General features: G+C 74.9%; 11 protein-coding genes. 5 read left to right on the top strand and 6 right to left on the bottom strand.

The genetic code is table 11. From position 1 onward, the window contains the following. A partial coding sequence (locus AB0G16_RS37540; RefSeq protein ID WP_362815596.1) for a cellulose binding domain-containing protein occupies positions 1-627 on the top strand: 627 nt, incomplete at its 5' end. Positions 628-780: 153 nt separating this feature from the next. Here AB0G16_RS37540 and AB0G16_RS37535 read toward each other — a convergent pair. Then, on the bottom strand, positions 781-1,284 hold the full coding sequence (locus tag AB0G16_RS37535; protein WP_362815594.1) for a MarR family transcriptional regulator: 504 nt from the start codon (positions 1,282-1,284) through the stop codon (positions 781-783). Positions 1,285-1,361: 77 nt separating this feature from the next. Here AB0G16_RS37535 and AB0G16_RS37530 point away from each other — a divergent pair, with 77 nt between their 5' ends. Then, positions 1,362-1,784 (top strand): DoxX family protein, encoded by a 423-nt coding sequence (locus AB0G16_RS37530; protein WP_362815592.1) that lies wholly within the window; start codon positions 1,362-1,364, stop codon positions 1,782-1,784. A gap of 86 nt (positions 1,785-1,870) precedes the next feature. Here the strand turns inward: AB0G16_RS37530 and AB0G16_RS37525 are convergent, their stop codons facing one another. From AB0G16_RS37525 to AB0G16_RS37510, 4 genes are all read right to left on the bottom strand, one after another. Continuing rightward, positions 1,871-3,694: a hypothetical protein gene (locus AB0G16_RS37525; RefSeq protein WP_362815590.1), complete on the bottom strand. Its 1,824-nt coding sequence runs from the start codon at positions 3,692-3,694 to the stop codon at positions 1,871-1,873. A gap of 64 nt (positions 3,695-3,758) precedes the next feature. After that, positions 3,759-4,709, bottom strand: a complete 951-nt coding sequence (locus AB0G16_RS37520; protein ID WP_362815588.1) for a sugar kinase — start codon at positions 4,707-4,709, stop codon at positions 3,759-3,761. 7 nt (positions 4,710-4,716) lie between these two features. Beyond that, entirely contained in the window at positions 4,717-5,655 is a 939-nt protein-coding gene (locus tag AB0G16_RS37515; protein ID WP_362815586.1) for a pseudouridine-5'-phosphate glycosidase, read from the bottom strand. A 122-nt stretch (positions 5,656-5,777) separates the two neighbouring features. Further along, the gene (locus tag AB0G16_RS37510; protein WP_362815584.1) at positions 5,778-6,746 is read right to left on the bottom strand and encodes a putative sulfate exporter family transporter; all 969 of its coding nucleotides are present in this window, start codon (positions 6,744-6,746) and stop codon (positions 5,778-5,780) included. A 393-nt stretch (positions 6,747-7,139) separates the two neighbouring features. Here AB0G16_RS37510 and AB0G16_RS37505 point away from each other — a divergent pair, with 393 nt between their 5' ends. Together AB0G16_RS37505 and AB0G16_RS37500 are read left to right on the top strand one after the other, a co-directional pair. Further along, positions 7,140-8,042 (top strand): LysR family transcriptional regulator, encoded by a 903-nt coding sequence (locus AB0G16_RS37505; RefSeq protein WP_362815582.1) that lies wholly within the window; start codon positions 7,140-7,142, stop codon positions 8,040-8,042. 283 nt (positions 8,043-8,325) lie between these two features. Beyond that, the gene (locus AB0G16_RS37500) at positions 8,326-9,843 is read left to right on the top strand and encodes an NAD(P)/FAD-dependent oxidoreductase (protein ID WP_362815580.1); all 1,518 of its coding nucleotides are present in this window, start codon (positions 8,326-8,328) and stop codon (positions 9,841-9,843) included. A gap of 120 nt (positions 9,844-9,963) precedes the next feature. Here AB0G16_RS37500 and AB0G16_RS37495 read toward each other — a convergent pair whose 3' ends face one another. Then, positions 9,964-10,884 (bottom strand): hydroxymethylglutaryl-CoA lyase, encoded by a 921-nt coding sequence (locus AB0G16_RS37495; protein ID WP_362815578.1) that lies wholly within the window; start codon positions 10,882-10,884, stop codon positions 9,964-9,966. A gap of 75 nt (positions 10,885-10,959) precedes the next feature. On the opposite strand from AB0G16_RS37495, the gene AB0G16_RS37490 reads away from it, so the two are divergent. Further along, positions 10,960-11,146 (top strand): winged helix-turn-helix domain-containing protein (locus AB0G16_RS37490; RefSeq protein ID WP_362815576.1); only part of this gene is annotated, 187 nt, incomplete at its 3' end.

The raw sequence follows: 11,146 nt of genomic DNA, 5'->3' as shown, positions 1-11,146 counted from the left end.
GCCGCCACCGGCGTCTCCCGCCTGCGCGCGGTGATCGACACCAGCCGCAACGGCAACGGCCCGCTGGGCAGCGAGTGGTGTGACCCGGCCGGCCGGGCCATCGGCACGCCGAGCACCAACGCCACCGGCGACTCGATGATCGACGCGTTCCTCTGGATCAAGCTGCCGGGCGAGGCGGACGGGTGCATCGCCGGAGCCGGGCAGTTCGTGCCGCAGCGCGCCTACGAGCTGGCCCTCGCCGGCTCCCCGCCGCCCGTGACCCCCACCCCCACCGTGACCCCGACCGTCACGCCCACCCCGACCGTCACGCCGACCGCCGGACGGGCCTGCACGGCCACCTACAAGGTCGCCGGCTCCTGGCAGGGCGGTTTCCAGGGAGAGGTGACGGTGAAGAGCACCGGCACCGCGCCCCTGTCCGGCTGGACGGTGACCTGGTCCTTCCCCGGTGACCAGCGCATCACCCAGCTCTGGAACGGCCAGCACACCCAGAGCGGCGCGGGTGTCTCGGTGCGCAACGTCTCCCACAACGGCTCCCTCCCCTCGGGTGCCTCGGCGAGCTTCGGGTTCACCGGCAGCTCGTCCGGGTCCAACCAGGCGCCCTCCCAGATCGGCTGCACCGCCGCCTGACCCGGCGATGTGGCGTGGATCCGGTACGGCTCACACGGATGCCCCCCGTGCGAGCCGTACCGGATCCTTTTGCGTTCCGCCCCGGCCGGGGGAGGAGGCGGTGTTTCGGCGCCCGGTGGAGGTGGGGCCGGCGCCTCGGCGGGATCCTCCCGGTCAGTCCGGGGCCCCGTCCGGCCCCGGGGCGCGGAGGGGGCCGGGGGGTGCCGCCTCCATGGCGGCGGTCGCCTTCGTCATGATCTGCCGCATGGTCTCGATCTCCTCGGGGGTGAGCCGGTCGATCAGGAAGGCGCGCACGACGGCGACGTGCCCAGGTGCGGTCCGCCGCAGGCAGCGCATCCCCTGCTCGGTGAGCACGGCGAGCACGCCCCGCTCGTCCGAGGGGCAGCTCGCCCGTGCGACGAGGCCCTTCCTCTCCAACTGCCCGATCTGGTACGTGAGGCCGCTCTTGGAGACGATCAGCCTGTGAGCGAGCTCCGTCATCCGTAACTGCCCGCCGGGGCAGGCGGAGAGTTTCGCCAGGATCTCGTACTGGGCGTGGGTCAGGCCGGAGTCGGCCTTCAGCTGGTCCTCGACGCGACGCTCCAGCAGGTGCGTGGCGGCCACGTAGGCCACCCACGCGGCCATCTCGGCCTCATTGAGCCATCTCGTCTCGCTCACCCTCATATTTTATGCTTGTTCGAATTTGAACTAACCGCTAGGGTTCTGTACAAATTCGAATGACATGAGGAGTCACCATGGTTGACAGAGTCCGTCCCTACACCCTGCTGGTGGCACGCGTCGTCCTGGGCGTGGTCTTTCTGGTGCACGGCTGGCAGAAGTTCGCGACGATGGGCCTGGCCCAGACCACGGCGTTCTTCGACTCGGTGGGCATCCCGCTGGCGGGCATCGCCGCCCCGGCGGTGGCCGTCCTGGAGGTCGTCGGCGGCATCGCGCTCATCCTGGGCGCCGCCCTGCCCGTCTTCGGCACCCTGCTCGCGCTCAACATGCTCGGCGCGATCCTCTTCGTGCACGGCGCCAACGGCTTCGGCGCCGACAAGGGCGGCTACGAGTACGTCCTGGTCCTCGCCGCCACCACCCTGGCCGTCGCCTTCAGCGGTGGTGGCGCCCTCGCCGTCGACGCCCTCTGGCAGCGCCGCCGCCACCCCGTCGCGGTCTGATCCTCCCGGCCGCGTCCGGCACGTCCACCCACCGCCGGACACGTCCGCGCGCACCCATCCGGCCGGCCCGTCGACGTTCCCGGAACTCAGGCGGGCAGCTGGGCGTCCAGGCGGTAGCCGTCCACGGTGACGTAGACCTGGTCGCCGGGGCGGGCGTTCAGGCGCATCAGCACGGGCTGCAGCGAGTCGAAGACCGGGTGGTCCCGCCAGACCAGGACCACGGCGTTGTCGCCGGGGCCGGTCACCGAGAGCAGCGTGCCGGGGCGCATGCCCAGGCGGGTGGCGTACCCCTCGGGCACGGCCACCGGGCCGCCCCGCAGGTGGTCGCTGGTCACCTCTATGCGCTGCCAGCGGCTCGGGTCGGCGGTCGGGCTCGCGGGCGGGTGCATGGGGGCCCGCCGGCTGGTGATCAGATGCGGCCGGGTGTTGCCGCCGGACAGGGCCGAGAGCGTGGCCAGGGCGGCGCGCGGGTCGATGGCGCTGGTGTTGACCTGCGGGACCGGCTGACCGCCGCGATGGTGGTGGCCGTTGGCCCCCGGCGTGCGGCGGGGCAGCTGCCTGGTCTCCCCGGCGGGGGGCTCCTCCGGGGAGGGCCCCTGCGCGGAGCTGGCGGCGAGGGCGTCCAGCCAGGCCTGGGCCGAGTGGGCGCGGATGCCGAGCTGGTGCTCCATCAGCCCGACCGCGTCGCTGTCGGCGGGCTTGTTCGCCAGGAGGCGGCGGGTCCGGTCACGCAGGCCGCCCAGGTCGCCCACGACGAGCCAGTCGTCCTGGAGGCGCCGGTCCGGCATGAGCGTGACGAGCACCCGCCACAGCGGGGTGCGCAGCGTGGGGACCTCGATCGGGTGCGCGGGGTCGGCGCCGATCAGCTGCTCCTTGGTGGCGGCGGCGCCCAGCCACTCGGTCAGCCCGAACATGTGCCCGGTGAGGGGCGCGGACTCCGAGGAGCGCAGCCAGAGCAGGATGCGCTCCTCGGCGGCACGCTGGGCCGCCGACAACGCGTCGCGGTCGGCGTTCAGCTTGTGCGCCAGCGCGCGCAGGCTGATGGGGTCGACCGCGAAGAGCCGTTCCACCGCGACCGCGCGCTCCAGCGGGCCCCAGTCGCGGAACATGTTGTCCACCAGGCGCACCAGCGGGTACTCGCTGAGGTCGGCACGCGCCCCGGCGGCGGCCGGCTCGGCGGCCGGGACGGCGGGCGCGCCGGGAGCCGCGACGGAGGTCTCGGGAGCGGAGGAAGCGGCGGGAGCGGCGGCGGGGACCTGTCGCCGCTCCTGGGCGGTCTGGGGCACCCGCGGCGCCGCGGGACGGGCCGGGGCCGGAGTCTGGGCCGGGACCTGCGCGGGCACCCGGGGCGCGGACGGCTGCGCGGGGGCCGACGGCTGCGCCGCGGGCCGGGACGGCACCCGGTCCTGGGTCTGCCGGGCGTGCGACGGCTGCTGGACGTGCGACCCGGCCGAGGCCGCGGCCGGTGCGGCCTGCTCGGCGATGCCCGGGATGCGGCTCAGCACCTCGCGGAACATCGCGGTGACCATCACCTCCGGAGAGGGAGGCATGGCGGGCCCGTTCAGGTCCCCGGCGGTCAGCCGGCGCAGACGGGCCCATCCGCCCAGCCCGGTGACGGCCGAGCGTGCCTGCTCGGGCCAGCCGGGCAGGGTGGGATCGACCGTGTGGACGTGCAGCGCGGGCAGCACGTCGCTCAACGGCAGATGATCCCAGCGGGACAGCGAGAGCCGGGCCAGCCTGTCGCAGACCCAGTCGAGCCCGGCGGCGCCGAGGGCCTTGGGAAGGGCGACCGACGACCACCAGCCGGCGGGCAGGCGGGGGTCGTCCAGGGCTTCGGCGACCTGCTGGGGGCGGCTCCAGCGCAGGGCCGGCACCAGATCGCTCAGGCAGATCGATGACTCTGCATCCATCGGCGGACCGCAACCTCCCCAAAGTGACGCGTGTGGCTAGTGGTGCAGCTTACGCCGCAAGCTATCAATTGGTGTTAAGAGGGTAAAGCTCGTTCGTACCCAAATCAGACGGAAGGACACGCGGCCGGCCGCCCAGAACCGTTACGGCCTCCGCGCCGGCGCGACGCCCCGCGTCGAGCGCGGCCTCGTCGCCGGCCCCGCTCAGCAGGGCCGTCAGCAGCCCGGCGGCGAACGCGTCCCCCGCTCCAATGGAGTCAACCACCTCGGTGGCCAGCGCGGGAAGGCGTGCGGCCAACTTTCCGTCCCTGGCCATCAGCGCGCCACGGGAGCCGAGCTTCACCGCGGCGGCGCCGTAACGCAGGCTCAGGCGCTCCGCCGCCCCCTCGGGGGTGGCCTCCCCGGCCAGCAGCAGTGCCTCGTCCAGGTTGGGGATGATCAGCCGGGCCGCCGCGGTCTCCAGCAGGAAACGCTCGACGCCGAACGAGCGCAGGAACCCGGTCGAGGCGGGGTCCACGCTGATCGAGACGCCGCGCCGGGACGCCTCGGCCATGGCCAGCCGGGCGAGCTGCAGCCCGGGGTCGGCGAACAGGGTGTAGCCGGACAGGTGCAGGTGACCCACCCCCTCCAGCAGGCTCTCGTCCCAGTCGCCCGTGCCGATGTGCCCTCCGGCGCCGCGGTTGGTGAGCATGGACCGCTCCCCGGTCACGTCGACCATGGCGATCACCACCGCCGTCGGCCGGTCGGGGTCGACCCGCAGGTGCGCCCGTACCCCGGAACGTCGCAGCTCGGCGGCGTGCCAGTCGGCGGTGTCGAAGCCGGCGCGGGTCAGGATCCGCACGTCGGCCCCCAGCCGGGCGGCCCAGGAGGCCGTGTTGGCCCCCGAGCCGCCGGGACGCAGCACGATGTCGGCGGCGGTGTCGGTGCCGACGGCCAGGCCGGACCGGGCGGACCCGGCGTGCAGCGCGACGACGTCGGTCACCACGTCACCGATGATCAGCAGGCCGTTTCCGGTCACGGCGTCCTCAGTCTCCCCGGCTCCAGCAGGTCGCGATCCGCCCGGCGAGGCGGACGTTGCCCCGCACGGCGGCGAGGTTCGCCTCCAGCGAGGCGCCGTCGGTGCCGCGCACCAGGTAGCCGAGCAGGAACGGGGTGATGGCCTGGCCGGTGACGCCCTCCTCCCGCGCCGCGGCGAGCGCCTCGGCCAGGACCCGGTCGTGCAGGGCGGGGTCGAGCTGCTCGGCCCGCGGCACCGGGTTGGCGACGATCAGCGCGGCCTGCGGCCCGCCGAGCTCGTCCTGGGCCCGCATGATGCCGGCGGCCTCGTCCGGGGTCTCGATCCGCCAGTCGAGCGGCTCGCCCGAGGAGTGCAGGTAGAAGCCGGGGAACTCGCCGGTCCGGAAACCCGCGATCGTGACGCCGCGCGTCTCCAGCCGCTGGAGGGTGGCCGGGACGTCCAGGATCGACTTCACGCCCGCGCAGACCACGGTGATGCGGGTGCGGCTCAGCATGTCGAGGTCGGCGGACTCGTCCTGGTCCTCGGTCCACCCGCGGTGCACGCCGCCGAGCCCGCCGGTGGCGAAGATCCGGATGCCCGCCCTGGCGGCCAGGAACGAGGTGGCCGAGACGGTGGTGGCCCCGCTCGCCCCGAGCGCGGCGGCGGCGGGCAGGTCGCGGAAGCCCAGCTTGTGCAGGCCCGGCTCACCGGCGACGCGCTCCAGCCGGTCCTTGTCGAGGCCGATGTGCGCCACCCCGTCCAGCACCGCGATCGTCGCCGGTACCGCCCCGGTCTCGCGGACGATCTGCTCCAGCTCCACCGCGACCTCCAGGTTGCGGGGCCGCGGCAGGCCGTGGGAGATGATCGTCGACTCCAGCGCGACGATCGGGGCGCCCCGGTCCAGGGCCTCGGCCACCTCCTCGGAGGGGCGGAGCATGTCGGTGAGGGCCGGTCGGGTGGTACCCATGAGGCGGTTCTGTCTTCCTGTCCGCGGTAATGATCATCGTGCTCTTCTGGAACGGGGCAAACGACACCGTCCTCCCAGAAAGAGCAGGTTACGGCGGTTGCGGGTAGACGTCCACTCGAAGATCAGCCGATGACCATGACGCCGGCCAGGGAGATCCCGCCGATGACGGCGGTGGCGATGCCGCCCAGGAGCAGTGATCGCCCGCCCCGCGCGAGCCGCCGCAGATCGACCCCGGTGCCCAGCGCGAACAGGGCCGCCGCCAGCAGCACCGCGGTCAGGCCGGGGATCGCGGAGGTGACCCCGGCGGGTACGACGCCCAGGCTCCGGACCGCGACCGCCGCGACGAACCCGGCGACGAACAGCGGAACCACCGGCGGGCGCCGTCCGGGCTCGCCGGCCGGGCGGTCGGCGGCGCCGTGGCGCAGGACGGCGGAGGTGAGGCCGACCATCGGGGCCAGCAGCAGCACCCGGGCCAGCTTGACGGCCACCGCGCTCGCCAGCACCCCGGCGCCGGCGGCGGCGCCGATGGCCGCGACCTGGGCGACCTCGTGGACCGACGCGCCGGCCCACAGGCCGAGCTGGTGGGGCGTCAGGCCCAGTGCCCCGGCGAGCAGGGGCAGTACGACGATCGAGGCACTGCCGTACAGCACGACCACGCTGACCGCGGCGGCCGCGTCGTCGTCGTCGCTCCCGGCGACCTCGTGCATGGCGGCCACGGCCGCGGCGCCGCAGACGGACACGCCGGTCGCGATGAGCAGGGACCTGCGGGGGTTCACCCCGAGGCGGGCCCCGATCCACCGCGTCACGCCGAACGTGACGCCGGTCGCGACCGCGACCACCGCCAGCGCGCCCCCGCCCAGCGCCAGCAGTTCCGGAAGCGCGATCTGCAGCCCGAGCAGCACGATCGCCACGCGGAGCACCCGCCGGGAGGCGAACCTGAGCCCCGGTGCCAGGCGCGGGTGCAGGCCGACGAGGTTGGTGAGCGCCACCCCCAGCCCCACCGCGAGCACGGCCGCGCTCACCCCGGTGACGAGCCGGCTCGCCGCCGTGGCCAGCACCGTCGCCACGACCACGACGGCGAGTCCGGGCACCAGCGGCCACAGGTGCGCCGCCCACGGTCCCGCCGCCCGTGGCTCCGCCGCCCGTGGTCCTGCCGCCCCCGGTTCCGCCGTTCGTGGCCCCGCCGGGCGTGGTTCCGGCGTCCGTGGTCCCGTCGTGCCTGGTCGTGCCGTTCGTGGCTCCGTCACCCGCGACTCCATTGTCCGTGGCTCCGTGTCCGAGATTGCGTGTCCGAGATTGCGTGTCCGAGGTTGCGTCGTTCGTGGCCGTGCCGTCAGTGGTCGTGCCGGGCGTGGCTCCGCCGTTCGTGGTCGTGCCGTCCGGGACTCCGTCGTCCCGGGGAGGAGGCGGCCATGGTCCGAGTCTCGGCCGGACGGGGCACGGCCGGTAGCCGCCGCCTCGGTGGGAGGTCATAGCCTGGAGCTATGAGTGAGCTGCCCGATCTAGAATCCCTGCGACTGCTCGTCGACGTGGACCGGCTGGGCAGTCTCGGCCAGGCCGCCCGCGCCGCGGGCATCGCGCAGCCGTCGGTGAGCAAGCGGATCTCACGGCTCGAGCGCCGCCTCGGGCTGCCGCTGCTGGAACGCACCCCGCGCGGCTCCACCCTCACCTCGCAGGGCGTGATGGTCGCCGCCTGGGCCGCGCAGGTGCTGGCCGCCGCCGAGGAGCTCATGCGAGGGGTCGAGGCGGTACGGCACGGCCGGGCCGCCCACCTGCACATCGCCGCCAGCATGACGGTGGCCGAGTACCTCCTGCCGCGCTGGCTGGGCGAGCTCCAGGACCGCGAGCCCCAGGTCCAGGTCGGCCTGGACGTGCAGAACTCGGCCGAGGTGGCGAGGCTGATCGGCGGGGAGATCGAGCTCGGGTTCGTGGAGGGGCCCTCGGTGCCGCAGGGGCTGGTGTCGCGGGTGGTGGCCACCGACCGGCTCGTGGTGGTGGTCGCGCCCGGCCACCCGTGGGCGCGGCGGCGCACACCGCTGCTCGCCGCGGAGCTGGCCGCCACCCCGCTGGTCGTCCGCGAGCGTGGCTCGGGCACGCGCGAGACCCTGGACCGCGCGCTGGCCGGTCACGCCGTCGCCGCGCCCAAACTGGAGCTCGGCTCGAACGCCGCGGTCAAGGGGGCGGCCCGCGAGGGCGCCGCCCCCGCGGTGCTCAGCGGGTACGCGGTGGAGGCCGAGCTGGCGGGTGGCCGGCTGATCGAGGTGCCCACCAGGGACATCGACCTCACCCGGCGGCTGCGCGCGGTCTGGCGGCGGGGCCGTGCCCCCAGCGGCCCCGCCGCCACCCTGCTGAGGATCACCCTCTCCGCGGGCCGGGAACGGCAGTGAGGCTCCCGGGGGAGCGGTGCCGGGGCTTGGGAGGAGCGGCGGGGTTGCCCGGCGGAGCGGTGCCGGCGTTCCCGGGGGGAGCGGCGGCGGGGTTGCCCGGCGGAGCGGTGGCGGGGCCCTGGGACGTTCCCGGGCGTACCGAACGTTCGGGAACGTCCCGGGATAGGGTGAGCGGCGTGGGGTGATCACGACCCGGCCGTGCCCCGCCCCGGGCCGCCCGGCGGGCGGGTCCCCGGGCGGCCGGAACACTCGTCCGCCGTCCCCTCGCCCACCGGGAAGCCACGTGCTCCGCTCGCACCACGACGCCGTGATCGTCGGCGGTGGCCACAACGGCCTGGTCGCCGCCGCCTACCTCGCCCGTGCCGGACGGCGCGTCCTCGTCCTGGAACGGCTGGACCACGTCGGCGGCCTCGCGGTCTCGGCGCGGGCGTTCCCGGGGGTGGACGCCCGGCTCTCGCGCTACTCGTACCTGGTCAGCCTGCTGCCGTCCCGGATCGTGACCGAGCTGGGGCTGCGGATCACGCTGCGCCGACGCCGGTACGCCTCGTACACGCCCGTGGGGGAGACCGGCCTGCTGGTCGACAACGGCGACGCCGCGCGGACCGCGGCCTCCTTCACCCGGGTGACCGGCGGCACCGGCGAGCTGGAGGCATGGCGGCGCTTCTACGGCATGACCGCCGCCGTGGCCGAGCGGGTCGCGCCGACGCTGCTGGAGCCGCTGACGGACCGGGCGGCGATGCGGCGCCTGGTCGGCGACGAGGCGTGGCGGGAGCTGTTCGAGCGGCCGATTGGCGAGGTGGTGGACGAGCGGTTCGCCGACGACACCGTACGCGGTGTCGTCCTCACCGACGCCCTCATCGGCACCTTCGCCGATCCGCACGACGCCGGCCTGCTCGCCAACCGTTGCCTGCTCTACCACGTGATCGGCGACGGGACCGGGGACTGGAACGTCCCGGTGGGCGGCATGGGGGCGGTCTCCGGCGCGCTCGCGGACGCCGCCCTCGCGGCGGGGGCCGAGATCGTGACCGGCGCCGAGGTGTTCGCGATCGACCCCTCGGGCGAGGTCGCCTTCCGTGACGCGGCCGGGGAGCACACGGTCTCGGGGGAGCGGATCCTGGCGGGCGTGCCGCCCGTCGTGCTCGACCGGCTCCTGGGCGGCGCCACCGGACCCGTCCCCGAGGGGTCCCAGCTCAAGGTCAACATGGTGCTCTCGCGGCTGCCGAGGCTGCGCGACCCGCACGTGGACCCCGCGGCCGCGTTCGGCGGCACCTTCCACATCAACGAGGGACGCCGGGATCTGGCCCGCGCGTACGAGGAGGCGTCGGCCGGGCTGATCCCGTCGCTGCCCCCGGCCGAGGTCTACTGCCACTCGCTGACCGACCCCTCCGTCCTGGGGCCGGGGCTGCGCGAGGCCGGGGCCCACACGATGACGCTCTTCGGCCTGCACATGCCGGCCGGGCTGTTCCGCGAGGATCCCGAGGGGGCGCGCGAGGCCGCGCTGCGCGCCACGCTCGCCTCGATGAACCGGGTGCTGGCCGAGCCCGTCGAGGACTGCCTGCTGCGCGCCCCGGACGGCACCGCCTGCCTGGAGGTCAGGACGCCGGTGGACCTGGAGACCGAGACGGGCCTGCCCGGCGGACACATCTTCCACCGTGACCTGTCCTGGCCGTACGGGACCCGCGGGCACTGGGGGGTGGAGACCTCCTTCGAGCGGGTCCTGCTCTGCGGCGCGGGCGCCCGGCGCGGTGGCGGCGTCAGCGGTATCCCCGGCCACAACGCGGCCATGGCCGTGCTCGGCTGAGCCCCGCGCTCCCGGCGCGGGGCGTCACGGCCCCGCCGGCCGACCCCGCGTCCCCGGGGGCCTGATCGGGGCCGCCCCGGCGGACCCGGGTCCCCGGACCGGGGAGCCGGGCGGGGCCGCTCAGCCGGAGGAGCCGGTCGTGCCGATCGGGCCGGGCGCGGGCCAGATCCCGGCGCGGCCGAGCTGCGCCGGCAGGGGCGCGTCCAGCTCGGGTTCGATCAGGGCCGCCGCCCGGAGCAGCGCCGGCAGGTCCAGGCCGGTGCGGACCCCGGATCGGTGCAGCAGGTAGACCAGGTCCTCGGTGGCGATGTTGCCGGTCGCGGCGGGCGCGAACGGGCAGCCGCCGATGCCGCCCGCGCTGGCGTCCAGGGACGTCGCCCCGGCGTGCAGGGCGGCCTCGGCGTTGGCGTACCCGGTGTTGCGGGTGTTGTGGAAGTGGAAGCGCAGCGGCAGGTCCGTGACCTCGCGCACCGCCGAGGTCAGCAGGCGGACCTCGGCGGGGACGCCCACGCCGATGGTGTCGGCGAGCGCGATCTCGTCGGCCCCGGCGTCGGCGCAGCGCCGCACGATGTCGGTCACCCGCGCGGGGGAGACCTCGCCCTCGAACGGGCAGCCGAAGCTCGCGCCGACGGTGACGGTGACGCCCAGCCCGGCCGCGCGGGCCCGTCCGGCGATCACGGCGAAGGCGTCCACGGCCTGCCGGACGGACATGTTCTGGTTACGCCGGGAGAAGGTCTCGGTGGCGACCACGACGACGTTGACCTCGTCGACCCCGGCGGCCAGCGCGCGGTCCAGGCCGCGCTCGTTGAGCACCAGCCCGGCGTAGCGGACCCCGGTGACGCGGGGCACCCGGGCCATCACCGCCTCGGCGTCGGCCATCTGCGGCACCCGCCCGGGGTGGGCGAAGCTCACCGCCTCGACGCGGCGCAGCCCGGCCGCGACCAGCGCCTCGACGTAGGCCACCTTGGCGTCGGTGGACACGGTCACCGGCTCGTTCTGCAGGCCGTCCCTCGGGCCGACCTCGACGACGTCTATTTCCATGAATTGTATGCAACCTCTTGTCATTGACCAGGCATATCCCCATCATGGTGGCAGATAGACCGGAGGAATGTATACATGTCAGTGGTCGATGACCTACGCGGGCTGATCCTCGCCGGGCAGTACGTCCCGGGCGACCGACTGGGCGAGGCCGAGCTGGCCGAGACCCTCGGCGTCAGCAGGACCCCGGTCCGCGAGGCGCTGCGGCGCCTGCAGGCCGAGGGGCTCGTCGAGATCGCGGCCAACCGCGGCGCCCGCGTCGTGG

Origin of the sequence: Streptosporangium sp. NPDC023615 (assembly GCF_040640155.1) — a bacterium.
Classification (GTDB): Bacteria; Actinomycetota; Actinomycetes; order Streptosporangiales; family Streptosporangiaceae; genus Streptosporangium.
Note: the sequence above shows the minus strand (reverse complement) of the source record. Positions and strands in the feature narration are given on the sequence as shown.

What these genes read in the sequence shown, in the direction of transcription:
- AB0G16_RS37495 (WP_362815578.1), bottom strand. Translation starts at nt 10,884, where the DNA reads ATGGAAATAGACGTCGTCGAGGTCGGCCCGAGGGACGGCCTGCAGAAC.
- AB0G16_RS37515 (WP_362815586.1), bottom strand. Translation starts at nt 5,655, where the DNA reads ATGGGTACCACCCGACCGGCCCTCACCGACATGCTCCGCCCCTCCGAG.
- AB0G16_RS37505 (WP_362815582.1), top strand. Translation starts at nt 7,140, where the DNA reads ATGAGTGAGCTGCCCGATCTAGAATCCCTGCGACTGCTCGTCGACGTG.
- AB0G16_RS37525 (WP_362815590.1), bottom strand. Translation starts at nt 3,694, where the DNA reads ATGGATGCAGAGTCATCGATCTGCCTGAGCGATCTGGTGCCGGCCCTG.
- AB0G16_RS37530 (WP_362815592.1), top strand. Translation starts at nt 1,362, where the DNA reads ATGGTTGACAGAGTCCGTCCCTACACCCTGCTGGTGGCACGCGTCGTC.